The organism is Botrimarina hoheduenensis (assembly GCF_007859815.1).
In the GTDB taxonomy this organism is placed as follows: Bacteria; Planctomycetota; Planctomycetia; order Pirellulales; family Lacipirellulaceae; genus Botrimarina; species Botrimarina hoheduenensis.
In genome coordinates, this window is the sequence record NZ_SJPH01000004.1 from 118,804 (window position 1) to 141,488 (window position 22,685).

At 64.3% G+C, this 22,685-nt stretch carries 21 protein-coding genes; 8 read left to right on the plus strand and 13 right to left on the minus strand.

What is annotated here, in order from left to right:
- Positions 1 to 10: 10 nt before the first annotated feature.
- From Pla111_RS10505 to Pla111_RS10515, 3 genes are all read left to right on the plus strand, one after another.
- Positions 11 to 802 carry a flagellar biosynthetic protein FliR gene (locus tag Pla111_RS10505; protein WP_146574124.1) on the plus strand — a complete coding sequence of 264 codons (792 nt, stop codon included), beginning with the start codon at positions 11 to 13 and terminating at the stop codon, positions 800 to 802.
- 18 nt (positions 803 to 820) lie between these two features.
- Entirely contained in the window at positions 821 to 1,906 is a 1,086-nt protein-coding gene (locus Pla111_RS10510) for an EscU/YscU/HrcU family type III secretion system export apparatus switch protein (RefSeq protein WP_146574126.1), read from the plus strand.
- Between the two features lie 140 nt (positions 1,907 to 2,046).
- Positions 2,047 to 2,838: a DUF4261 domain-containing protein gene (locus Pla111_RS10515; RefSeq protein ID WP_197524945.1), complete on the plus strand. Its 792-nt coding sequence runs from the start codon at positions 2,047 to 2,049 to the stop codon at positions 2,836 to 2,838.
- A gap of 44 nt (positions 2,839 to 2,882) precedes the next feature.
- On the opposite strand, the gene Pla111_RS10520 is transcribed toward Pla111_RS10515, so the two are convergent.
- Together Pla111_RS10520 and Pla111_RS10525 are read right to left on the minus strand one after the other, a co-directional pair.
- Positions 2,883 to 3,923: a 3'-5' exoribonuclease YhaM family protein gene (locus tag Pla111_RS10520; RefSeq protein WP_197524946.1), complete on the minus strand. Its 1,041-nt coding sequence runs from the start codon at positions 3,921 to 3,923 to the stop codon at positions 2,883 to 2,885.
- A gap of 70 nt (positions 3,924 to 3,993) precedes the next feature.
- A complete protein-coding gene (locus tag Pla111_RS10525) occupies positions 3,994 to 5,244 on the minus strand; it encodes a lysophospholipid acyltransferase family protein (RefSeq protein ID WP_146574130.1) in 1,251 nt (416 codons plus the stop codon).
- Positions 5,245 to 5,413: 169 nt separating this feature from the next.
- Between Pla111_RS10525 and xerD the strand changes: the two genes are divergently transcribed.
- The gene (gene xerD / locus Pla111_RS10530; RefSeq protein ID WP_146574132.1) at positions 5,414 to 6,358 is read left to right on the plus strand and encodes a site-specific tyrosine recombinase XerD; all 945 of its coding nucleotides are present in this window, start codon (positions 5,414 to 5,416) and stop codon (positions 6,356 to 6,358) included.
- Between the two features lie 52 nt (positions 6,359 to 6,410).
- Here the strand turns inward: xerD and Pla111_RS10535 are convergent, their stop codons facing one another.
- From Pla111_RS10535 to Pla111_RS10570, 8 genes are all read right to left on the minus strand, one after another.
- The gene (locus tag Pla111_RS10535) at positions 6,411 to 7,208 is read right to left on the minus strand and encodes a PEP-CTERM sorting domain-containing protein (protein ID WP_146574135.1); all 798 of its coding nucleotides are present in this window, start codon (positions 7,206 to 7,208) and stop codon (positions 6,411 to 6,413) included.
- A gap of 255 nt (positions 7,209 to 7,463) precedes the next feature.
- Positions 7,464 to 7,955: an ExbD/TolR family protein gene (locus tag Pla111_RS10540; protein WP_146574137.1), complete on the minus strand. Its 492-nt coding sequence runs from the start codon at positions 7,953 to 7,955 to the stop codon at positions 7,464 to 7,466.
- Positions 7,955 to 8,416, minus strand: coding sequence for an ExbD/TolR family protein (locus Pla111_RS10545; RefSeq protein ID WP_146574139.1), 462 nt, complete (start codon positions 8,414 to 8,416; stop codon positions 7,955 to 7,957). The genes Pla111_RS10540 and Pla111_RS10545 overlap by 1 nt, the downstream gene beginning before the upstream one ends.
- Positions 8,417 to 8,501: 85 nt before the next feature.
- Positions 8,502 to 9,320, minus strand: a complete 819-nt coding sequence (locus tag Pla111_RS10550; protein ID WP_146574141.1) for a MotA/TolQ/ExbB proton channel family protein — start codon at positions 9,318 to 9,320, stop codon at positions 8,502 to 8,504.
- A 122-nt stretch (positions 9,321 to 9,442) separates the two neighbouring features.
- Positions 9,443 to 10,474 (minus strand): hypothetical protein, encoded by a 1,032-nt coding sequence (locus Pla111_RS10555; RefSeq protein ID WP_146574143.1) that lies wholly within the window; start codon positions 10,472 to 10,474, stop codon positions 9,443 to 9,445.
- 5 nt (positions 10,475 to 10,479) lie between these two features.
- Positions 10,480 to 13,473, minus strand: coding sequence for a hypothetical protein (locus Pla111_RS10560; protein ID WP_146574145.1), 2,994 nt, complete (start codon positions 13,471 to 13,473; stop codon positions 10,480 to 10,482).
- A 243-nt stretch (positions 13,474 to 13,716) separates the two neighbouring features.
- Entirely contained in the window at positions 13,717 to 13,956 is a 240-nt protein-coding gene (locus Pla111_RS10565; protein WP_146574147.1) for a hypothetical protein, read from the minus strand.
- A 199-nt stretch (positions 13,957 to 14,155) separates the two neighbouring features.
- Positions 14,156 to 14,677, minus strand: a complete 522-nt coding sequence (locus Pla111_RS10570) for an RNA polymerase sigma factor (protein WP_146574149.1) — start codon at positions 14,675 to 14,677, stop codon at positions 14,156 to 14,158.
- 304 nt (positions 14,678 to 14,981) lie between these two features.
- Between Pla111_RS10570 and Pla111_RS10575 the strand changes: the two genes are divergently transcribed.
- The 4 genes from Pla111_RS10575 to Pla111_RS10590 all read left to right on the plus strand — a co-directional run bounded on the left by Pla111_RS10575 (position 14,982) and on the right by Pla111_RS10590 (position 20,284).
- Positions 14,982 to 16,478 carry a hypothetical protein gene (locus Pla111_RS10575; RefSeq protein WP_146574151.1) on the plus strand — a complete coding sequence of 499 codons (1,497 nt, stop codon included), beginning with the start codon at positions 14,982 to 14,984 and terminating at the stop codon, positions 16,476 to 16,478.
- Positions 16,479 to 16,541: 63 nt separating this feature from the next.
- A complete protein-coding gene (locus Pla111_RS10580; protein ID WP_146574152.1) occupies positions 16,542 to 17,774 on the plus strand; it encodes a sulfotransferase family protein in 1,233 nt (410 codons plus the stop codon).
- Positions 17,775 to 17,778: 4 nt separating this feature from the next.
- Positions 17,779 to 19,425, plus strand: a complete 1,647-nt coding sequence (gene pxpB, locus Pla111_RS10585; protein ID WP_146574155.1) for a 5-oxoprolinase subunit PxpB — start codon at positions 17,779 to 17,781, stop codon at positions 19,423 to 19,425.
- A gap of 115 nt (positions 19,426 to 19,540) precedes the next feature.
- Positions 19,541 to 20,284: a 5-oxoprolinase subunit PxpA gene (locus tag Pla111_RS10590; RefSeq protein WP_146574157.1), complete on the plus strand. Its 744-nt coding sequence runs from the start codon at positions 19,541 to 19,543 to the stop codon at positions 20,282 to 20,284.
- Here the strand turns inward: Pla111_RS10590 and prmC are convergent.
- The 3 genes from prmC to rpmE all read right to left on the minus strand — a co-directional run bounded on the left by prmC (position 20,266) and on the right by rpmE (position 22,605).
- A complete protein-coding gene (prmC, locus tag Pla111_RS10595; RefSeq protein ID WP_146574159.1) occupies positions 20,266 to 21,141 on the minus strand; it encodes a peptide chain release factor N(5)-glutamine methyltransferase in 876 nt (291 codons plus the stop codon). The genes Pla111_RS10590 and prmC overlap by 19 nt on opposite strands.
- Before the next feature lie 54 nt (positions 21,142 to 21,195).
- On the minus strand, positions 21,196 to 22,269 hold the full coding sequence (gene prfA / locus Pla111_RS10600) for a peptide chain release factor 1 (RefSeq protein ID WP_146574161.1): 1,074 nt from the start codon (positions 22,267 to 22,269) through the stop codon (positions 21,196 to 21,198).
- A gap of 111 nt (positions 22,270 to 22,380) precedes the next feature.
- Positions 22,381 to 22,605 carry a 50S ribosomal protein L31 gene (gene rpmE / locus Pla111_RS10605; protein ID WP_146574163.1) on the minus strand — a complete coding sequence of 75 codons (225 nt, stop codon included), beginning with the start codon at positions 22,603 to 22,605 and terminating at the stop codon, positions 22,381 to 22,383.
- Between the last annotated feature and the right edge of the window lie 80 nt (positions 22,606 to 22,685).

Genomic DNA, 22,685 nt, shown 5'->3' on the forward strand with positions numbered 1-22,685 from the left:
TCGCTAACTTATGCCCGAACTTGAATCGCTGCTGAGCGGCTTGGGCATCACGTTCGCGCTGGTGCTCGCGCGGGTTGGTGCGCTGGTTGCGACCGCACCGCTGCTGGCGACGCCCACCCTGCCGCTACGTATTAAGGCGCTGCTGGCGGTCTCCATGGCGGCCGTGGTGACCCCGCTGCAACTCCAGCGTGAGATGCTCCTGCCAGAGACGCTCAGCGAGATTATCTCCGCCGTCGCCAATGACGCCCTGATCGGTGCCACGCTGGGCCTGGGGGTCATGGTGATCCTGTCCGGAATCCAGCTCACGGGGCAGGTGATCGGACAGATGTCGGGCATGGCGCTGACCGACGGTACCGACCCCATTCTGCAAGACAACGCCACGGTCTTTAGTCAGATCTTCTACTTTGTCACGGTTGCCGTGTTTGTCGCCGCGGGAGGACACAGCGAGATGATCGACGTGTTGCTCAGCACCTTCGACAGCGTTCCGCCCGGGGCCTACGTCTTCCAAGATCAGCTTGCGATCACGTTTCTCGGGCTGCTCAGTGCTGGCTTCGAGCTGGGGCTCCGCACCTCGGCACCCCTGATGGTGGGATTATTTCTGGCGACGGTCGTGCTGGGCCTCATCAGCCGGACGCTGCCACAGATCAACACCGTGGTAGTCGGCTTCAGCATCAACGGTTTGCTGACGCTCGGTCTGATGATGCTGTCGGTGGGTGCTGTCGCGTGGGCCTATCAGGGTCCGCTATCGTCATCGCTGGCGGAGATCGCTTCGTCGGTTACGACCACGCCAAGGGTCCGCTAACCCGACGAGTGTCCGAGCATGGCCGAAGCGGCTGGCGAAAAATCTTTTGATGCAACGCCCTATCGGCGCCAACAGGCGCGCGAAAAGGGCCAGGTGCCGTACAGCCAAGATCTTGGATCGGCGGTGTTGCTGCTCGCGGCGGCGGGGCTGCTGAAGATGCTCGGCGGGCGTTTGGCGGCGGCCCTCGCTTCGCTCACCGAGAGATTGCTCGCCGAGCCCCTGCAGCTTGCCGCGGACCGCGACCTGTTGATCGCCACTTCCAATCAAACCCTGCTGCTTATCGGCGGCCCGCTCGCCTCGTTGCTGGGCCTGCTGCTGCTCGCGGCGGCCGCGACCAACTTGGCACAAACCGGCCTGCTCTTTGTCCCCGACAAGCTGGCTCCTGACATCAGCCGACTCAACCCGATCGCGGGTCTCGGCCGGATCTTTTCGATTCAAGGCACCGCCCGGCTCGGCTTCGGGCTCGTGAAGGTGGTAATCGTGGCCGCGGTGAGCATCGCCGCGATTTGGCCGCACGGAGCGGTCATTGCCGAGGCCGGACGGCTCGGCATCGGTCAGCTTGCCACGCTGCTCATCGACACGACTTTCACCACCGTGTTCTGGGTCGGTGGCGCGCTGCTGGTGCTGGCCCTGGCCGACCTGGCGCTGCAACGCTGGAAGCACGAGCAAGACCTGAAGATGACCTCCCAAGAGATGAAGGAGGAAATGAAGAACCTGCAAGGAGATCCCGAGGTCGCGGCCCGACGCAAGCAAGTGCAGCGTCAACTGGCGATGAGCCGCATGGGTCAGGACGTTCCCAAAGCGGATGTGGTGGTGACCAATCCTACCGAGCTGGCGATCGCCCTGCGCTACGACGCCGAGGTGATGGCGGCGCCGGTGGTGGTCGCCAAGGGCGCGGGCGTCATTGCCCAGCGGATTCGACGCCTGGCGCTCGAGAACGGCGTGCCGATCGTCGAACGCAAGCCACTCGCCCGACTGCTCTACAAAGAGGTGGCGATCGGTCACCCCGTGACGGCGGACAGCTACGCGGCAGTGGCCGAGGTGCTGGCGTACGTCTATCGGCTCAAGGGTAAGAAGCCGCCGAAGCCCCCCCGCGCGGCGTGATCGGCTGATCACGGATTAATAAGCCGCAGACAAGCCCGCGTGACGGATCGGAAACACCCGCCGCGGCTGTTAAGATGTGGCGGTGCCTCTCAATAAGGGCCCGACACCCGTTGCTTCTGACCCCTGCTGTTTCCGACCCCATGTCGCAAAGCTCTCGCTGGATCGCCCTTGTTGCCCTTGCCGAACCCAGCCCGCCAAACGGCCCGCAGCTGGTTGATGAGATCGCACGGCTCTTTCCGCACCATCCGGTGCCGCAGATCAGCAGCCAGACCCCCGCGGCGGTGACGATTGCCCTGGGCGCGACGCAAGAAGTCACGCTCAACGTGACGCTCGTCGATAAGCCGATTCCCTGGTCGCGGCTGGAAGGCCCCTGCGCAACCGCTTGGTACTGGCCCGAAGCCGAGAGTGCCCTGCGTTCGCACCGTGCCCACCTGTTCGTCACGATGCTCGACGAGGGGAGCAAAGCGATTCAACAGGCACAACGGCTGACGAGCCTGCTGACCGCGGTCGCCGCGGTATCGCCGGCGAGAGGGTTGGTGTGGGGCCCCACCGGCGCGGTGCACCAGCCACGCGACTTTGCCAACCTTGCCGCCACCGCCACGCCCGAGAACCTGCCGCTGAATCTATGGATCGACTTCCGTGTGTTTGAGGGAGACCCGGCACCCGGCACCGACCGGCCACAGTACGGGCTGTTCACCACCGGCATGGAGTCGTTTGGCTATCGCGAGTTCGAGGCCCCCGGCTACCAAGGCGATCCGCAACAGCTCGTCAGCGCGGCGTACAACATTGCACATTACGCACTCGAAAAGCGTGCCAGCCTGCAAGACGCCGAGGTGATCGGTCTCCCCGACGAAAGCCAAGTCACCCTCCGTGAGGCCAAATCGGTCATCGATCCCGAGCAGGATGTCATGGTGCTCGAGTTTAATGCCTGATCGGCTCGCCTACCGACTCGCCCGCATGAAAGAGCGTGTGCCGATCAGTTGTCCGCCGCATCGGCGAGCGGATCGCCGCGGAACAGGGCATGCCCCAGCACGTTGCGGCGGCTCGTGAGCGGTCCACCGGCGGCGTCGTCTGCCAGGATCTGACGCATCATTTGGAATTTGGCGTCGCAGTCGTCGGCGTAGTGAACCAGGAGCGCCTCGGGCGTCATCGGCGGCTTGGGCGAACCCCATTCGGGCAGCCGCTGATGGCTGATGATGATGTGCTCCAGCCGCAGCAGTTGTTCCGCCCCGAGCGGTTCGCCATCAGCGTCTTGTGCCGCAGCGGCCTCGCGGATCATGTCTCGGCCTTGCAAGATGTGGCCGACAAGCGAGCCGGCCGGCGTGTACTCGCCCCCGAGCGGCGTGACACATAGCTCGCGCAGCTTGCCGATATCGTGCAACACGGCTCCCGCTACAACGAGCCCCACGTCCAGCGGGGGTGTCAGATCGGGGTACAGCCCCGCGTAGCGGTCGGCCAGCATCCGCGCGTGGGTCGCCACGTTGCGCACGTGCTCGAGATAGCCGCCCGCAAAAGCGTGATGGTTGCGCGTCGCGGCGGGCCACACGAGCAGCTCCTCGCGATGGGTCTCAAGCAGATCCAGCACCAGCCGCTTCAGAGGTGCCTCGGTAACGGCCTCTTCGACCAACGACACCAAGTCAGCGAACATCTCCTTGGCATCAAAACGACTGGCGGGTTGGCACATCTGCGGAGTGAAGCCGTCCGCCTCGTCCGTGGGCTCCACCGGACGGATCCGCCGGATCTCGAGCTGTGGCCCGTAGTTGGTTTCGCGGTAGAGCGCCCGCAATTTATAGAATTCGCCAACCACCCACTGGGTGCGGCACGCCTCCGCTAGCGGGGCGTCTCCCCAGATGGGGAACGACACATCGCGTCGCGCATCACGGAACGTGACCCGCCAGTAGGGCTTGCCCTCTTTCGTGAGCAACTCTTGTCGATCAGCCAGCAGCGCGAAGAAGTCTCCCTCTTCGCCCGTAGCCAAGTCCGACAGCGCGACGATCGGAGAAGCAGATTCCGTCAACAGGACGACCCTTGCGTGTAAGACGAGGAAACGGGCACCGCACGGCGCAGGCCCCGAGACGATAATGAGATCAGTCTGACGTCGCCGAGGAGCCGAACAGCTTCGCCCTGCGCTCATCGACCAGTGCATCAAGCGTTGATTGTAAATCGGCCGCAACACGCCGCATGAGCGGATCGCCCTCGACGCCGCGTTCGCGGGTGTCGGGTGCCTCGATCGCGTCGCCCACGACCAGCGTGCAGTGTAGCGGACCGTGATAGCTCGCGCGGTCTTGGTAATCCTCGATCATACGCTCGACCGTCTCGATCACCCGCTCGGGCAGGTCGTTCGTTCCGGTGAGATATCCGCGCGGATAGTGAGCGATCTGCTGTAAATAATAGCACGCCGCCAGATCGTGCCAGCGATCCTGCCGCTCTGCCGAAGAGACTTTCTTCGCAACCAGGTCGGGCAGGATCTTGGTGCGGATCCGCTTGACCCGCGCCACGATGTTGTTGGGTTCGGAATTCTCCGCGGCTTCATCGGCCAGACCCCATTTCTTCTCGAGCTGATCCAGCTTCTTGCTGATGAGCCCCTGGGCACGCTCGTGCGGATCGCCCTCGGTCGCGGACCCCAGGTACTCGACTTCTTTGAGCGTCAGCAGCGCAACTCCGATCTTGCGCAATCGCTGGTGCAGGGTTAACTGAGTTTGTGGTTGCCAACTGAAGCTCTTCTCGAACGCCTCGACGTCGGCACGGATCAGCTGCTCGGCGTCGCCGTCGTACGAGTAGCGGATCGTCACCGGGTGGATCACCACCGGCGGACGGCCCGCTTTAGCGCGACGCTTGCTCGCCTGCCGGGCGATGAAGCCGGGACCGTCCATCAGCTCCATCACCAGATCGCAATGACGCGAGACCGCCCCTTCGGGGAAGATCAGCAGCGGGCGCCGGCCCTGCTCCAGCACCTCGATCGCCTGGGTGACACTCTGCCGATCGTTCCCTTCGCGATAAACGCTGAAGGCCCCCATGCGGCGGATCAGAAAACGCTGCCACCAGCCCTCTTTGAACAGGTGCCAGCTCGCCATCGCAAACAGCTCGCAACCGGCCTCTGCGGCCAGCATGCCAACCGCCATCGGATCCGCCAGCCGTGAGTGGTTTGCTGCGAGAATCACCCCGTGACCCGAAGCGATCGATTGCTTGAGCTTCTCGATACCCCGAAACTCGAAACTCTCGACACAGAACGTCTTTCGGAGGTACCCGGGCAGCCGAAGACGCACCAGCCAGCACCAGAAGCTCGATTCCACCGGGGGAACGAACTCGTACGGCTCTTCGAGGACGATCTCTTGCATCGGTCGGCTTTGGGGTCCGCAGAGTCAACGTAAGCAGTGCCAATATCGTAAAGCGACCATCAACTTTGCTGAAGGGAGGCGACCGAGCCGACCGCGTCGCCGCGGGCGCACGATGATTAAGGAACCGGGCGACGCGTCGCCCCGCCCCGCTCCCCCCCTGCCCCCTTTCATGGTCCGCCGGTCCCTCAAGAAGGTCGTCAAACCACGCCGCGAAGGAGCGGGTGCCGAGGCCCTCCAGTGGCGCGAGGCCTTTGTTCGCTATTTGGCGAGCGAGTGCCAGCTCTCCGCCAACACGGTCGCCGCCTATCGCCGCGACCTCGCCCGATTCCATGGCTGGCTGGGCAGCCGTCGGCTGGCCAACCTGTCGGTCGGCGAACTGGCCGAGTACCCGGGCTGGCTCACCGACCTGGGACTCGCCTCGGCAAGTGTCGCGCGGCATGTCGTCTCGCTGAAGGCATACTGCCGCTATCTGCAACTGGAAGGGGTGCTCACCGACAACCAAGCCGCGCTGCTCGCAACGCCCAAGCTCTGGCAACGGGTCCCCTCGGTGCTCTCGGCAACGCAGGTCATCAAGCTGCTCGAAGCCCCGCTGCGCGGCGAGCCGCTCTGGCGCCGCGATCGCGCGATTCTTGAGCTGCTGTATGCCACCGGCGCACGCGTCTCGGAGCTCTCAACGCTACGACTGAAGGACACCAACCTCGAGGAACGCCGCATCACTTGCCACGGCAAGGGAGACAAGCAACGCATCGTGCCACTCGGCAAATCCGCTTGCACAGCGGTCGCCGACTATCTGGAGCACGAGCGACCCCGGCTAGCAAGGCGGCGCGAGCCGGCAACCGATTTCTTGCTGCTCTCGACACGCGGCGATCGGCTCCGTCGCGAGCGCATCTGGGAGCTTATCAAGCGCTACGCCGCTGTCGCGGGGGTTACCTCCAAACTGAGCCCGCACTCGCTGCGGCACAGCTTTGCGACCCATCTCTTGGCAGGCGGTGCGGACCTCCGCCAGGTGCAAGAGCTACTCGGCCACGCCTCGATTGCGACCACACAGCTCTATACGCACGTGGATCATTCACGCCTGAAAAAGGTTCATGCGGCGTACCACCCGCGGGCTTGATCGTGGGCCCCGTGATCGTGGGCACCCTCTTTTTAAGTCGAAGCCCCGACTTCTAGCGACGCCGACAGATCAAACCCGCACCGCCTACCAGCACGGTCAGGAACAGCGACGCCGGTTCAGGAACCACCGTCAGGGGCGTGCCGCTGAGCACCTCAAAGTTGCTGAAGACAGCCTCGAGACTGCCTGCTGTGAGTGCCGGGATTGGCCCCGCTGCTTGGCTTCGCAGAAAGAACGACACCAGTAACGGTTCGTCATCCCACAGGTTCTGTAGTCCCGCCAAGGTGACCGTATCAGACGCCATGCCGACTCCTTGCATCGCATTCACGCCCAAAGTGATATCACCGGTCGCTGCGTTGTAGTTCACAAATAATCGTCCGCTGGCCGTGGCGGCAGCGGCAAAGTTCGACAAAGGCTGGTCGATATCGTTCACCCTCGATGCCGCCGAAAACAGTAGCGGGGCACCGTTGAGCAGCGCAAGCCCGACTCCCGCCGAGTCGGTACCGCCCACGTCTTCGCCGATGCCGAACCCGATACCGCCCCCGCCGATCGATCCCCCTGCGGACAGATCAAAGTCGATCGCCACGACAAAGCTCTGCGCCGGATCGAAGTAGTACCCGCCCGTCGAGCCCGCGACATCGGGTCCGTTGACGCTCGCGTATCCGATGTCGGTACCCGAGGGAACCGCGCCGGTCGCGGTGAGAGTCACCTGCGAGGCGTTATCGACCACGCCCGCCATGCCGGGATGCGGCGGGTCCTGCAGCTGCGTCCACGCGTTCAGGTCGGTGATCGAAGCCGCCGAAGCGGCGCTCGTGGCGAGGGCCAACAGCGTGGCACAGACAAAGCGGATCATGGCGTGTTCACTTGGTGGAGAGCTGAAAAGAGTGCTTAGCGCAGCAAGAAGCCCGCTCACCCACCGCCTGCTTCGGCCCTCTGCCGACAATCTGCAAGCGAAATGTGAACGGGCTTCAGTAGCGTCGCAATTTTTCGAGGAAGCGGCCCCTGAGATCTGCCAGGCCTTTCTGCAGACTAGCCGAGCCGTGGGCCTTGTCAACGGTTTACCGCACAAAGAGGGCGATTCGCCGGCTCTCAGCAGCCCTCGTGCGGCTTAGGGCGCTTCTGCCGGCGGCGACAGACGCACCTTCTCGATCAGCTGATGGGGCACTCCGTTGGGGTCGATATAGCCGGTCAGCGCGGTGATCGCCCGCATGACGAAGTCGTACTGCAGTCCGTAATCGGCGTTGATTTCGACCTCCTGCTCAACGCCTGTACCCGGTCCCCCCTCGTCTTCGACCAGCCCCCGAATGTGCTGATGCAGGGCCAGAAAACGGCCTTCGCCATCGAATTTCAGGTTGCCCAGGCGGAGCTCGCGGAGCTTTCCCTGGTCGTCTGCGAGCATCTCGAGCTTCAGCGGTGGCAGTTCGCTGGGTGCCGCGGGGGCATCGCTCGCCGGCAAGGGCATGCGGATGTTGAAGTCACCCTCAGGAAGAACGATCTTGAACGTCATAATGAAGAACACGAGCAGCTGAAACACGATGTCTATCATCGGTGTCATCTGCAGCTCGATGCGATCACGGCGATCGGTGTGACGGATCTTCATCACGGCACTCCCAGTGTCGAGGTGTCGCTCTGCCGGCCTCGTAAGGCGAAGGTCTCGTAGCCGAATTCCTGAGCGATCTTGATCACCTCCTGCACTCTGCCGGCACGGGCCTTTAGGTCGGCTCGGATAACAACGGTGACATCCGCCAGACGACGATCGCTGTAACTCTTGGTCAGCTGGGACTCGACCAGCATCGCGTTGCGCAGGCCGTCGAGGTCCAGCTCTTGGCCACCGAACAAGATCGTTTCGTCCGCGGTCATCTGGATCGTCAGCGGCTCTTCGTAAGCGGCGTCGGGCGGCTTTGCCAGCTCGCTCGAAGGAAGATTGACCCGCTGATCCTGCTCCACTTCCGAGAAGTTGATCAGCACCATAAAAAACGCGATCAGCTGAAAAGCCATATCGATCATCGGGGTCATATCCCCTTCGACGATCTCGTAACTCTGTCGCTTGGTAAGCCGCATCGCGTGAGAACTGCCAGTGGTGGGCGCGAAAATACTGGTGAAGGGCTGACTCCAGCAAGCAAAGCCCGCAGGAGCGGCGCTCCGCCTAGGAGGGCCGCTTCTCGAAGCGGCTCAGCAAGCCCTCGCTCACAATGCCCACATCCAGCACGAGGCGTTGCACGCGGTTGCGGAGCAGGTTGTAGGCGGCGATCGCGGGAATCGCGAGCGCCAGTCCGATCAGCGTGGTGAACAAAGCGGTCGAGATACCCTCGGCCAGCTCGCTAGGCTTGGGAGTGGTGGGCGACGTAGCGATCACGGTAAACGAGGCGATCATGCCCTGCACGGTTCCCAAGAGTCCGATCATCGGGCTGATCGTGCCGATGAGCGCCATGTAGCTGAGTCGGTGTTCGAGCTTCATGCTCTCTTCCTCGCCAACCTCTTGCATCATCTCGATCGCACGAGGGTAATCACCGCCGCCCGACAGCCGTCCTAACCCGGCCGCGAGCACGCGGCCGAGGAACGAGTCGTCGCTGGCGGCAAGGTCGTACGCTTCGCTGTACTGCTTGGCGTTCAGATGGGCCTCGAACGCTTCGATCAGATCGGGCGGGGCGACGTTCGCACGGCTCGCCTTGACGAGGTTCATCACCATCAGTGAGAGCAGCAGGAAAGACAGCCCAAGGAAGATCACGCTGTAGCCCGGCCCGAGCGAATCCCAGGCCCAGGAAAGGTAGCTGCGGCGCTGCCCGTCGGCAGAGGCGTCGGCAGAAAGGTCAGCGCTCGCAGGGGCCGCGACCTCAGCGGGGTCCGCGTCTTGAGCACGAGCGGGCGCCGCGTACAAGCAGCAGCCCCCCACGACCAAGACAACCATCAGCACAAGGCGCTTGCGTGCTTCGCCCCAGGCCGCTGCGTTCCGCATCGATTGCATCGCGTTATTCCTTGCCGCTGTCTTTGAAAGTGAAGAGAGAATCGCCTCTTCGGGAATTGTGCCGCTTGGTGCCGGGCTCCTTTGTTGCGTCCCGCACCACATGTGTCTAGTCGTGAGGTTGGCTAACTTCCCGGGGGGCGTTTGGCCCAGCGGGTCGCGGCGTAGCGACGACTGAGCCGCTCGCGGACGTCAGCCGCCTTGGTGGGGTGTCCCAGAGCGCTCCACACCGCCTCCAAACGAAACAACGCTTCGGCGTGCAGCTCGGCGTCGGTGTCGTAGAGCAGGTCGGTGTGCAGCAACGCAAAGAGGGCGTCCTGCGGCTGCTCCGCTGCCAAATAGCATCGCGCGAGGGAGTTGTACGCCGCCGCGAGCACCCGCGGATCGTCGGCTCCGGGGGCAAGAATGACCTCGCGGACCGCTTCGATGCCGGCGGCAGGATCCCCTGCAGCGGCTTGGTTCGCTGCCCGGCCGAGCAACGCCGCGCGATGCTCGGCCGACCCCGCCGAGGAGAGCGCCAGGGCTGCGTTGTACGCAGCAGCCGCCTGCTGGGGGCGACCTGCTTCATCGTAAGCCTGGGCGATGCGCTGCTGCGCACGCAGCGCGTAGGTTGGCGATCCCGAATCGCTGAGCAGCTTGTAACGCTTCACGGCATCGTCCGTACGACCCAGGCTCGCGAGCAAGTCGCCAAGGGCCTCGACCGCCGGTAAGTAGTGGTGCGTCTCGCCGTGTTGACGCAAAAAATCGGTGAGCGCTCGACCGGCTGCGCGGGCCCCCTCGTTCTGCGCAATCGCTATCCGTACGGCAGCTACCGAGCGGAGGTAGGCGATCTCGCGTTCGATCGGCTCCGGCCAAGTCTTGCCCGCGGGCAAAGCGGAAAGACGATCGAGGGCATTGGCATAGCCGCCACTTGCCGCGTTGATCCGCGCCTGCGCCAGCTCAACCGGCTCGTCGTCGTACAGAATGGCAACAATCTCGCCGACAGGTGTCGTCACTCGGCCCGCTTTGGTCTGAGTGACAACCTCCGTGCGTGTGCTCTGGATGACGCGGCCCTCGACCGAGCCCTCGGCAGTACGAACCCGATCCGCAACCGCGTCGGCAGTGAAGGCAGACGCAAGTGCAACGACGATCAACCAGCCGGGTCTTGTCCGTGGCATACGAATCATCCGTTTGACGCGTTGAGGGCTGTCTCGATCTGTTGTTGGAGCTGGGCGAATTGCGTCTTGCGCTCTTCCCCCCCCAGACCGGGATACTGGCGTTGCATGGCCCGCACGGTGCTTGCCGCCTTGCGGAGCTGGGCCGCGCGTTGTTCGCCGGTGGCAAGGTTCGCGGCGGCGTAGCGTGCTCGCGCCACGTTTAGCCAGGCTTCGAAGTACAGATCACGGCGGGCCGGGTCGTTGCCCATCGCCTGCCCCGCCACGGCGGCAAGCTTCGCCCAGCCCCAGACCGTGTTCTTGCCCCCCGCGTTAGGACGGTCGCCGGCAATCGCTCGCTCGATCCGCTCCGCATTTTTCTCCGACGCTCCCCACTCTTGCAGCGCCAGCGCGGCCGAGCGCTGCACTTCGAGCAAAGCGGGACGTTGCGCAAGCAACTCGGCAAAGGTGGCATAGGCTTTCGCGTGCTCTCCCAAGCGGCGCTCGCACTCGGCCAACTGAAGCTGCACCGCCAAGCCTGCGGTCTCCGAGGGAGCAAAGCCAGGCTCTGCCTGGAGTCGCCCGGCCAGCGCCGCAAAGGCTTCGCTCGCATCCCGCACAAGCGACTCCTGCCGCTCGTCGTCCGCAGAGCCCGCCGCTTCGGCTAGCCTCAGCAACGACTGGCAACGCCATAGCGAGGTGTTCCAGTCCGAACTGGCCAGCGGCTCGGCAAGCCGCGCGAGCGTGATCGCCAACGCGGCAACCGCCGCCTTACGTCGGGACTCATCCTCAGAGAACACCGTCAAGTCGGCCTGCTGCTTCAGTGCCAGAGCAAGCAACGACTCACGAATCGCTTGGTCTGGCTCCGGTTGGCTCGCTGCGATCGAGACCATCTGTTCCAACGCCGAGGCAAACCGCTCGGCACCGTCGGGTTGCAAGGCCAACGCCCGTGTAGCAACGCGCGATGCCGCCGCGGCAAACGCCGCACGCTCCGCATGCAATCCCTCAGCGGCCAACGTGGCAAGCACGCCGTGCTCCGGATCGTTCAGATACGGCTCAGCAGCGGTCGGCTGACCCGCATCGAGCGCGGCCTCAGCAAGGTACAGCGCTGCGGTCGCGCGGAGCGGCACACCGGCCCGCGCCGCGGCTGCCGCTGACAACCGTTCTTCAAGCTCGGCGCGAGCCGCTGAGCGAGCTGATTCGTTGACTTCGGCCGACTTGCTGAGCCGCTCCCACTCCGCAGCCGCCAAGCGTAACGCCAATGCCGGCCGCAGCGTTTCGGGGGCGCGCGTAACGAGCTGTCGCGCTGCGGCCGTGTCGTTGGCTTCCAGCAGGCGTGCCAGCATCAAGCCCAACGCGATTTCCGCGGCTTCGCTCCGAGGCCACTTCGACGCGGTGAACTCGGCCAGCCGCATGAGGTTCGCGCCGACACGCTCCCGTTCTTCCGGAGGCAAGGTCTGCTGACCGCGACGCTGCAATGCCGCCAGCGCAAGCCGCGCGGCGGCCTCCGCCGAAGGATCGTCGGGGGATTTCAGCGCAACGGTGGCCGCTAGATTGGCCGCTCGGTCGTCGCGCTGCTCGTTGTAGAAAAGATACGCCAACAGATAGCGCGCTTCATTGACCTGCTCGATCGGTGAGGATCGATCGGACAGCTCCAGGGCGGCTTCCAGCGCTGACTGACCCGCCTCATTCGCTTCGGCCTGCTGCGCAAGAAAATCCTCTCGTGCCGACTTGTCGTCCGCTTCCGCCGTGCTGAGGCCGACGGACGCCGCCGAGTAGCTGTCGATCGCGTCCTTGCCCGCCTGGTAGGCGTCGGCAAAGGTCTCGGGCTTCTCACGATCGATCCCCAGCGCTGCGGTCGCGTTGGCCCACCGGGCGCGAGCGAGCGCTTGCTGCTCGGAAGGAATCCGCGCCGCGGCATCCAGATTCTCACGCGCGGCTCGCAGCCGACGAAGACGCTGAGTTTCGGTAGCCTGCGGCGCTTCGGCGTCCAGCAGGTACGCCTCCCCCAGCCAGTAGCGGAGGGTCGCTGCTTCGGCCGTCGTGCGCTCGCTCCGCTCGATCTGCTTGAGCCACTCCTCTCCCGACTCGATCGCCAACGCGAGCTCGCCGTTGCTCACCCGTAGCGCAATCAACTCGGCTTTCGCCAAGATCACGAGCCGAACCAGCTCGGGCGTGGTCGTGGGTTGGGTGATCAGCGATTCGAGGCAGCTCGTCGCGAGTGCATACTCGCCGAGTTCGCGGTAGCAGCGTCCTTCGTAAAGATGCGCGTAAAGGCCAACCACCCATTTGGAGTACTTCTCGTACAACTCGGCTAAGCGCTCGGCAGCGGCGCGGTTAAGCCGGTTGGCGGTCTCGGAGCCCGCCGGGTAGGTTGCTGCGGCCTCGTTGTCTAACCGCGCGAGCAGCAAGCGCGCCTGCGCTAAGCGAAGCTTCAGCTCGGTTCGCCGACGACCCGGCTCGCTCGTGGCAACCACTCCCCTGAGGGTCGCGAGTTCTGCCTCGTTGAGATCGATCGCCTCGGTGAGCCGCGACTTGGCCTCGCGCAGCAAACCGCGGGCGCTGGACAGTTTCTTGCTCGAATCCCGCTCGGTATTGCGTGCCGCCAGTGCCGCGCGACGCGCCTCGTCGGCAGTCGCTAGAGCCAGACGGCCCACCGCATCGGACAGCGCCTGCGCTTCAACGGTTGTGGGATCGGCCGGTCGATCGAGCTGTCGGATCGCCGCTGCCGCCTCGTCGAGTCGTTGGGTGCGGCGGTTGGCGTTCCGTTCGCCGGTCGCCAGATCGACCAGTATTGCGGCCCTGCGGTAAGGTGCCGCGCGGCGAACCGCCTCCGGCACGAGCGGGTCTTGATCCGCTCGCTCCAGATACGTGATCGCCAAGTCTCCCGCCCCTTGCTGGACCAGCCGTTCGATAAAACGGTTCTCGGCCTCGGGCGTCTGTGCCCTGGCGACTCGGGGCGGTAGCGAGACGCCAGCGCCCAGCATGAGCACGAGGACAACGGCAGAAGAAGAACGCCGCATCCGGGCGATGGCTCCAAGCGTTGACTGCGGCGGCTCAGGTAGTGCCACGCAGCCGGCAGTGCGGAATAAGCAAAACGATGACTCACTACCTATTGTGCGCCGCCTGCCGCTTTTTCACCACGCACCACACCGTTCACCGAGTCGGCTAGCGCGAGAAAAGCATCGACCCAGAGCACCCCACCCGCGTGACCGATAGAGCTTACCGACGCTTGCAAGGCGGTCTTCCCCGCAAGGCAGGGGCGTTCATAGCTCGTCGATCACGCGGTGCAAGCGGCTCAGCATGCCATCGGGCAGCGGCGTGGCGTTGAGCGAGGCCTCGATACGGTCTGGGTCAGCCGGTGGAACCGGCAGCGGTTCGTGCATGGCGTTGCCATCGGGAGGCGGATCGATCTGCGGACGACCCCGGAGATAGGCAGGCGTCTTTGGCGTCTCGAGCAAGCCGCTATCGGACGGCCCTAAGGCAGATGATGAATCGTTGGACATGATCGCAAAGGAACAGGCCGTTACTCCGGGGGCGCGCCCAAAAGGCCGTAGAACGCACCGCAGCGGTTTAACGTTGCAGGAAGGTGAGGCGGGGGCTGTAAATCAAAGCGTCGGGAGGAAAGTCGGAAAAACGGAGGCAAACTTGAACGCAACTCATGACGAACTCAACCCTGTCGAAACGCACCGCGAAGCGGCGGTATCATGTCGGTTGGGGCTCACGCGCCGCTCGCACGGCCAGCAAACTCTCGCGCAGTCGTATGCGGCCGCGGCTCACCCGTGACAAGACCGTGCCGAGGGGGGCTCCGAGCGTGTCGGCCGCTTCTTGATGGGTTAACTCTCCAACAACCACCAGCAGCAAGGCTTCGCGCATCTCTTCAGGAAGTCGCGCGAGGGCGGCCTGCATTTCGTCGGTATAGTCCAGCGCTAGCGGGTCTTCTCCTTCTACCGGAGTGTCGAGGACGTGATCTCCCGAGACGGTCGGCAGGGTACGTCCGACGCTCCGCCAACGATCTACCGCGCGGCGGCGGAGGATCGATGCCAGCCAAGCCCGCTCGCTCCGCTGGGTGTCGAACCGTCCGCGGCTCGACCAGGCGCTGCGCAGCGCTTCCTGGACGACCTCCTCGGCGTCGTGCGCGTCGCCCAACAATCGGTAGGCGAGACGGTACAACGCGGGTCCGTGTCGTTCGACGATCGCGTGAAAATCGGCTCGGTTGAGCGCCACTCCGGCATGCCCCTACAGTGGTTCCGGCTAACGACCCGTGCCCGTCTCGACTAGCATCGCGGCAAGGCACATCGATATCGTAACCCGCGGTATTTGACTCTGCTGTTGGATTCGTAAGCTGAGTCCCGGCCTATTGCGAAAAAAGAGAAGCTCCCCCGCTTCTAGCCAGCGCCGACAAGGCGCTCGGTGCTGCCTAAGATAGAGCTAAATCCCCCTCCCTGCCCGCACACCGCCTGTGGGAAACGTCTGCAGGTACCGCATGCCCGGTCTAGCCACACGCCCCCGGGGTCGAACAGCGGCCGGCATGCTCAAGCTAGCAGCGCTCGGAATGGGACTGGTGCTGGTGGTGGGGGCTCAAAAACGGCTCGCGGAACCGAGCACCCAGCAAGCCCTGGGGCGTGTTTTCGGTGCCGCATCGGCAGCCGATGAGCCGCTCGCGGCGGGCTCGCCACAGGACACACCCGCGATCGACGCCCCCCTCCTCGCAACGATCGACGACAATGCCCCGTTCCGCGCACGCGAGCAAACCGCCTGGTTTGCGCTCTGGCAAGTCGCGCGCGAAGACACCAGCACGTCTCCGGCTCCGCTCGTTGGATACAGCCAGTTGGTTGCTCAGCCCAAGGTCTACCGGGCCCGTCGGGTACGGATCCGTGGCGACGTGCGGCGGATCGAGAAAGTTGCGGCAGGCGAAAACTCCCTCGGCATCGAACAACTCTTCCGCTGCATCGTTCAGGACGCAGGGGGAGGCGTCTGGCCGATCACGGTCTACACGCTCGAAGAGCCCGACGGAGTGGCTCCCCTGCCGTGCGATTTGGACGGCTGGTTCTTCAAAAAACTTTCGTACGGCTACGAAGGGGGGGTGGGGATCACCCCCGTGGTGATCGCAAAAAACATCACCGGCGCGCGCACGGCCGTTACGCCATCAGCCCCGCCTCAAGAAGACGCACCGAAGCTCGACTATCTGTCCGCCCCCCCTACCGACTCGCTCGGACGCGACTTGCTGGGCAAGCTGGGGTTTGATGTCGCCCAGCTCGAAGTCGTGGTGGATCGCAAGCGATTCACTCCCGCCGAGAGCGATCCCTTCTACGCCATGCTCGCAGCCGCGGGTGCAACGCCCGCCACCCAACTGCTACGGTTGGCTGCCATGGGGCGTGATTCTTACGTTCGCCGCTTTGGTACTGCCCCGAACAACGAACCCCGCGCTCGTCAGATCGCCAACGAGGTTCGGCTCCGCGGAGCCGAGCAGGCTTACTCCGTAGCACCGCTCTTTGAGACCCCGGAAGCACTACGGGGCGAGCTGCTCAGCTTTGATGCGATCGTCCGCCGGGCCGTGCGGATCGAGGCGAGTGACGCCGCCTCCAGTGCCCACTATTACGAGCTCGAGGCGTTCCCTGCCGACTCGCAGAACCTGCCGCTGGTGTTCTGCATGCGCGAGCTACCCGCCGGATTCCCCGTTGGCGAATCCTTGCGGCAGCCCGCCCGGCTAGCAGGCTTCTTCTTCAAGCAATGGGCGTATCGGACGCGCCGCGTTGCGGGCCCGCGCGACGACCGACGATTCGCACCGTTGCTGATTGGTCGAGCCCCGATCGCCCTCGCGACGCCCGCAGCGGAAGAGTTTCGGCCGGGTTGGGTGGTGGGACTGGGGGCCCTGACCCTGCTTGCTTTGACGGCAGTGGCCGTCGCCTGGAGCGCACGCAGCGATCGCCGCTACGAGCGTTCCACGCTTGCGCGGTTTCGACCATCGAGCAGCGCACTGCCGCCAAAGGAGAATCGCGCAGACTTCAATCAGCCCGCCGATTAAACTGCCGTTTCGCGGGCCGGGCCGGCTTGCGGCCTCCCGCCCTAGCCTTTTCACGGTAGTGTCTTGGCTCGCCTTTCCAACGAACCACTCGCTTCGAGATCGATCGCCAACGCCGTGCCGTCTGCCGCCCCCTCCAACGAAACGGCGTCCGCACGGTCGGGCGAACACCGCAAGCAGGGCTATGGTGTTGATCCGGTCCATAAGTATGGCCTGATGGCACCACGCTTCTGGCACGGCATGACTCCCGATGCCTTCTGGAGGCTGGCGCACCGCGGGGGCTATCGATTTTCGGTCCGTGGGGTTGCCACTGCCGCGGCCATTACCGGGGTGGGCCTCGGCCATTGGGCGGGCGAAGCCGTTCAGAGCTTGCTGCATCGCAAGCGGATCGAACGGGTGCGGCTCGACCAGGCCCCGCTCTTTGTGCTGGGGCACTGGCGTTCGGGCACCACGCTGCTGCACGAGTTGCTTATCCGCGATACGCGCAACACCTTTCCGACCACCTACCAGTGCTTTGCCCCCAAGCACTTTCTCGTCACCGAAGACTGGTTGCCGGGCTTGACGCGGTGGCTGCTGCCCAACAAGCGACCGATGGACAATATGCCCGCCGGTTGGGATCGCCCGCAAGAAGACGAATTCGCCCTGTGCAGCCTGGGGGTCCCCACTCCGTATATGAGTTGGGCCTTCCCCGATCAGGGCCCCGTTTATCGCGAGTGGCTAACGCTCGACGTCTCCGACGAAGATCGGCGACGCTGGGCGGCCGCCCTGCAGCGATTCGTGCACACGGTTGCCTTGCGACGCCAGGGGCGGGTTGTGCTGAAGTCGCCCCCTCACACCGCGCGCGTGAAGACGCTGCTCGAGATCTTTCCCGAGGCTCGCTTCGTGCATATCGCCCGCGATCCGCTGTCGCTCTTCCCTTCGACCGTCCGGCTGTGGAAGAGCCTGTCGGATGTTCAATCGCTCGGCCCCGCACGGCAGCGCTACGATTGGATCGAAGAAGAAGTGCTCGCGAATCTCAACGCCATGTACAAGGCCTACGAGCGTGACCTGCCGCTGATCCCCGCAGGCAGGCTCGCCGAGCTACGCTACGAAGACCTAATCGCCGATCCACAAGCCCAAATGCGTAACGTTTACAACACCCTCGACCTCCCCGGTTTCGAGGACGCCGAGCGCGCCATCAACGCGTACTTTGCCGCCCAACGCGAGTACAAAACCAATCGGTTTGAACTTCCCGCCGAAGTCCAGGAACGGGTCAACCAACGCTGGCAGGGTTACGCCAAGCGCTTCGGCTATCAGTAACGCTATGTGCCGTGACGACACGCTCTCGATACAGCCGCTAGGCGACGCGGCGTTGATCGTCGCTCCGCGAGGGGACGCGTCAGCAGGTTGGGCTGCTGCGGCACGGGCGGCCTTGCTGGCGACACCGCTCGCGGGGGTAACCGATCTAACGCCGGCGTTCGGCGTGCTAGGCGTGTTCTACGATCCGTCTGCGATTTCAAGCGGTCCCGATGAATCAGCAATGTCGGTCGTACGAGCTTGGTTGCGCTCGTCGCTCGGCGAGCTCTCGATTGGTGAGACCAACACGGCCCGACAAATCGATATCCCCGTTTGCTACGACGCCGACTTCGGCCTCGATCAAGACGCGCTCGCAGCGCACGCACGGCTAACGCGCGCGGAAGTGATCGCCCGACACGCCGCCGGTGATTACGTGGTCGGTGCCATCGGCTTCCAACCCGGCTTCGCGTATCTGACCGGCTTGTCGCCCGAATTGCACACACCGCGACGCAGCAGCCCCCGCACCAGGGTGGCGGCCGGATCGGTTGGCATTGGGGGGGCGTACACCGGCATCTATCCGGCCGAATCGCCCGGTGGCTGGAACCTGATCGGCCGAACCCCCACCGGTCAGTACAACGCGTCAAGCTCCCCTGACAGTTTGCTGAAGGTCAGCGATCGGGTGCGATTCATTCCGATCAGTGCGGAGAAATACGAGCTGCTTTCGCGGCAGGCCGAACGGACCGCGCCGCACGCGCCAAACTCCGCTCGACCTGCCCTAGTGCGAATTGTGAGTCCTTGCCCCGGTTTAACGCTGCAAGGGACACCGCAGCAGGGTCAGCAGCACAACGGCGTCAGCCCCGGGGGACCGATGGATGCGAGTTCTCAACGCCTCGCGAATCGACTGGTCGGGAATCCGCACGACGCGAAAACGGTGGAGGCCACTCTTATCGGCCCCCGCATGGAGGCGTTGCGCGATCTCTCGCTGGGGATTGCCGGAGCCACTCCACTCGGCTTTGGGGGTGCCCGCCGAATCGAGCTGTCCGCCGGCGGAACGATCGATCTGCGCACGTTGGCCGGCGGAAGCCGCCTCTACGTTGCGACCCCCGGCGGTTTCTCGGCGTTGTCAGGTGACACGCTGTTCGGCATCAACGAACAACCGCCCGGCTGTCTTCAATCGAATAAGAGCCAGCGCTGGTCGCTGAACTTCTCCGCCTTCGGCATCCGCGACGCCGACGGGACTGTCGCGCTGCGTGTGCTACGCGGACCGCAAGCGGAACACTTTGCCGCAGGGGCGTGGCGTTGTCTTGTTACCGATGTTTACCGTATCGGCAGCCATTCGGATCGTGCCGGCATCCGCTGCGAAGGAACCCCGCTACTCTCCGATAACGTTGGGGCCATGCCCTCGCAGCCGGTGTGTCACGGGGCCCTTCAGGTTCCGCCCGATGGCCAACCGATTATCCTCGGAGCCGATCGATTCACGCTTGGTGGCTATCCGATGATCGCCGCTGTGGTGAGTGCCGATTGGCCGGCGCTCGGTCAACTACGACCAGGTGACAGGGTGCGCTTTGTGGAGACCACGCTCGCTGCCGCCGAGCGGGCCCGTCACGCCGCGGAAGCGGAGCTGAACCGGCTCGAAGCAGCGATCGACCTGCGTAGGAGCCATGACACTCTCTAGTTACTGCGAATCTTCTGCCGTCACTTTCGTTGCCGTTCGTTAGCGGGCACTTGATTCAAACAAGCTCGTTTCGAAGAGACTTTTTCGAGACTAACCCCGACCAAGTTGCAAGCCGATGCCAACCATCGATCTCAACGCCGACGTCGGAGAGGGCTTCGACGTCGAGGGAGCGTTGATCCCGCTCGTGACGTCGGCAAGCATCGCCTGTGGAGGACACGCGGGCGACCCGCAAACAATGCGCCGTAGTGTCGCGATTGCACGGGAGCACGGTGTTGCCATCGGGGCCCACCCGGGCCACGCCGACCCCGAGCACTTCGGACGCCGCGCGCTCGACCTCGATGAGCAACACGCCCACCGACTGGTTCTGGTGCAAACACGCCGATTGGTCACCATTGCCTCGGAACTCGGCACGCGCGTGCGCTACGTCAAGCTGCACGGGGCTTTGTACCATCAGGCAAATCACCACGACACGATCGCGCGGGGAGTTGTTTCCGCGGTCGCGCTCCTGCCGGGGCCCCCCGCCCTGCTCGGCCCGGCGGGGACGCGTCTGCATCACTTCGCGATCAAAGCCGGCTTGGCTTATTTCCTGGAGGCCTTTGCCGACCGCGTCTACGAAGAAGATGGCTCGCTACGCTCGCGAGCCGAAAAGGGGGCGGTCCTTTCGTCGGCAGCTCTGGTACGGCAAGCGCTGAGCCTCGCCACGAACCACGGTATCGTCACACCGCTCGGCAACTCGGTACCCATAGCGTGCGACAGCCTGTGCCTGCACGGCGATACGCCCGATGCCGTCGAGAACGCCCGGGCAGTCCGCGAAGCTTTCGCCACGGCGCGGATCGCGGTTCAGCCGTTCACGGCGTGAACCACCCGGGGTAGGCCGGCGAGGTCTTTGTAGACCTCACGCAACGAGAGTCCAGGGGCCTGGCCAACGAGCGTTTCGACGCGTTGCGCAATCGACGGGCCGATCTCGAAGAGCAGTTCCCCCCCGTCGGCAAGCCGCTGGGGTGCCTCGGCGAGCAGTCGCTCGATGACCGTGGTCCCCTCCGGCCCTCCGTCCAGGGCGAGGTGGGGCTCGTGATCGCGGACCGTTTCGTCCAGGTTCATCAGCTCGTTGGTGGTCACATACGGCGGGTTGCTGAGGATCAGATCGAACCGCCGCGACGCCTTCACACGCGAGAACAGATCGCTCTCGATGGGGGCCACGCGTTCCGCAACACCATGCGTTTCCGCGTTGCGTTTGGCCAGCGCAACGGCTTGCGGGTTCATGTCGAGCGCGACGATCCGTGCGGCGGGGGCGTGCTTGGCGATCGCGATCGCGATCGCACCGGTCCCCGTCCCCACGTCCACCAAGAGCGGTGCCTCATCGGCTCGCTGCTTCAGTCGATCCAGCGCGGTGACCACCAACAGTTCGGTCTCGGGGCGGGGGATCAGCACGCCCGCTTCGACCGCTAACTCGATCGAGTAGAACTCGCGCCGACCCACGAGGTAGGCGACCGGCGCGCCGTCGGCTCGTTGCTTTACAAGCGCTTTGAAAGCGGTGCGAACCGGCTCCGCCGGAACCTCGTCGAAGCGGGTGTAGAGCTCGATCCGCTTGCACGCTAAAGACTGCGCCAACAGCACCTCGGCGTCGAGCCGCGGCGACTCGTTGCCGTGCTGCTTGAAGAAGTCGGTCGTCCAGTTCAGCAGCCGGAGCACTGACCAGGGCGTGGTATCAGGCATCGGAGCCCCCGCATCGACGAGCGCGCGGGCTAAAGGCAACGCGGGGTACGCCCATCAATCCAGCCCCCCCATTGCATCGCGCACCGATTGCCGATCGTGGTCGATCAAAGCGTCCGTGACGGGCTGGAGATCGCCGGCGATGATCTGATCGAGCTTGTAGAGCGTCAGCCCGATCCGGTGGTCGGTCAGGCGATTCTCGGGAAAGTTGTAGGTGCGGATCCGCATGCTGCGATCCCCCGACCCCACCAACCCGCGACGATGATCGGCCCGTTTCTGCAGCTCGATCTGCTGGAAATAGTCATAGACACGTGACTTGAGCACCCGCAGCGCCTTGGTGAGATTCTTGTGCTGCGACTTCTCATCCTGGCACTGCACAACGATGCCGGTCTCGTAGTGAGTGAGTCGGATCGCGGACTCGGTCTTGTTGACGTGTTGTCCGCCGGGTCCCGAAGCGTTGAACTTGTCGATCCGATAATCGTCGGGCTCAAGCACCACCTCGACGTCCTCGGGTTCGGCCATCACCGCGACGGTCGCCGCCGAGGTGTGGATGCGGCCTTGCGTTTCGGTCTTGGGAACGCGCTGCACGCGATGCCCTCCCGACTCGTACTGCAACTCGCGGAAGGCACCGTCCCCTTCCACTCCGAGCGAGATCTCTTTGAAGCCACCCAACTCCGTGGGGCTCGCGTCTATCAGTTCGAGCTTCCAGCGCTTGGTCTCGAAGTGGCGCTTGTACATTTCGTACAGGTCGCGGGCGAAGAGCGCCGCTTCGTCACCGCCCGTCCCGGCACGGATTTCCATGATGCATCGGGCACGGTTGGCGTCTTCGCCGCCCAGGGTCATGGTGAGCAGTTCGTCCCACGCCGCCTCGCGATCGTTAATCAGACCGACTAACTCGGCCTCGGCCAGTTCGCGCATCTCCTCGTCGTCACCGCCGAGCAGCTCACGTGTTTCGGCGATCTGGACGGTGAGTTGCTTGAACCCCCGATAACGGCCGGCCAGCCGCGCTAGCGATCCGTGCTCGCGAGCAGTGGCTGACAGCCGACTCGAGTCGGAGAGCACCACCGGATCGATCAGATCACGCTCGAGCTGCTCGAAACGAGCGAGCTTAGATTCGAGAAGATCACGCATGAACTAACGCCGGACGCAGGGAAACGAGGTGCCGAACCAAGAGCGGGCCGTGGCGGCGTCGCTACAGGGCATTCCCGTTGTACCTCCGGCGGCTCCTCCGTGACGCGTGGGTCACTTCTTCTTGAGGCTCGCGTAACCCGCTGCCGAGAACTTCTTCTTGAACTTGTCGATCCGGCCCGCGGTGTCAACGAACTTGACCTTACCCGAGTAGAACGGGTGGCAAACGTTGCAGATGTCCACACGCAAGTCAGGCACCGTGCTGCGCGTGACAAACGTGTTGCCACAACCACAGTGAACGCTGGTTTCGTGGTACTTCGGGTGGATGTCGGCTTGCATCGCGGGGATCCTCAGGGCCGGGTGGCCGCCAGTGGGGGCCCGGGCTGACGAAGGAAAGTTACGGAGAGAACGGGTACTTG

Bases quoted from the DNA above. Each gene is read 5' to 3' on its own strand.
- Pla111_RS10590 (WP_146574157.1), top strand. From the start codon at position 19,541: ATGCCAACCATCGATCTCAACGCCGACGTCGGAGAGGGCTTCGACGTC.
- Pla111_RS10535 (WP_146574135.1), bottom strand. From the start codon at position 7,208: ATGATCCGCTTTGTCTGTGCCACGCTGTTGGCCCTCGCCACGAGCGCC.
- Pla111_RS10525 (WP_146574130.1), bottom strand. From the start codon at position 5,244: ATGCAAGAGATCGTCCTCGAAGAGCCGTACGAGTTCGTTCCCCCGGTG.
- Pla111_RS10575 (WP_146574151.1), top strand. From the start codon at position 14,982: ATGCTCAAGCTAGCAGCGCTCGGAATGGGACTGGTGCTGGTGGTGGGG.
- Pla111_RS10515 (WP_197524945.1), top strand. From the start codon at position 2,047: ATGTCGCAAAGCTCTCGCTGGATCGCCCTTGTTGCCCTTGCCGAACCC.
- Pla111_RS10540 (WP_146574137.1), bottom strand. From the start codon at position 7,955: ATGAAGATCCGTCACACCGATCGCCGTGATCGCATCGAGCTGCAGATG.
- prmC (WP_146574159.1), bottom strand. From the start codon at position 21,141: ATGCCTGATACCACGCCCTGGTCAGTGCTCCGGCTGCTGAACTGGACG.
- Pla111_RS10555 (WP_146574143.1), bottom strand. From the start codon at position 10,474: ATGCCACGGACAAGACCCGGCTGGTTGATCGTCGTTGCACTTGCGTCT.
- Pla111_RS10550 (WP_146574141.1), bottom strand. From the start codon at position 9,320: ATGCAATCGATGCGGAACGCAGCGGCCTGGGGCGAAGCACGCAAGCGC.
- pxpB (WP_146574155.1), top strand. From the start codon at position 17,779: ATGTGCCGTGACGACACGCTCTCGATACAGCCGCTAGGCGACGCGGCG.
- Pla111_RS10560 (WP_146574145.1), bottom strand. From the start codon at position 13,473: ATGCGGCGTTCTTCTTCTGCCGTTGTCCTCGTGCTCATGCTGGGCGCT.
- xerD (WP_146574132.1), top strand. From the start codon at position 5,414: ATGGTCCGCCGGTCCCTCAAGAAGGTCGTCAAACCACGCCGCGAAGGA.
- Pla111_RS10545 (WP_146574139.1), bottom strand. From the start codon at position 8,416: ATGCGGCTTACCAAGCGACAGAGTTACGAGATCGTCGAAGGGGATATG.
- prfA (WP_146574161.1), bottom strand. From the start codon at position 22,269: ATGCGTGATCTTCTCGAATCTAAGCTCGCTCGTTTCGAGCAGCTCGAG.
- Pla111_RS10510 (WP_146574126.1), top strand. From the start codon at position 821: ATGGCCGAAGCGGCTGGCGAAAAATCTTTTGATGCAACGCCCTATCGG.
- Pla111_RS10565 (WP_146574147.1), bottom strand. From the start codon at position 13,956: ATGTCCAACGATTCATCATCTGCCTTAGGGCCGTCCGATAGCGGCTTG.
- Pla111_RS10505 (WP_146574124.1), top strand. From the start codon at position 11: ATGCCCGAACTTGAATCGCTGCTGAGCGGCTTGGGCATCACGTTCGCG.
- rpmE (WP_146574163.1), bottom strand. From the start codon at position 22,605: ATGCAAGCCGACATCCACCCGAAGTACCACGAAACCAGCGTTCACTGT.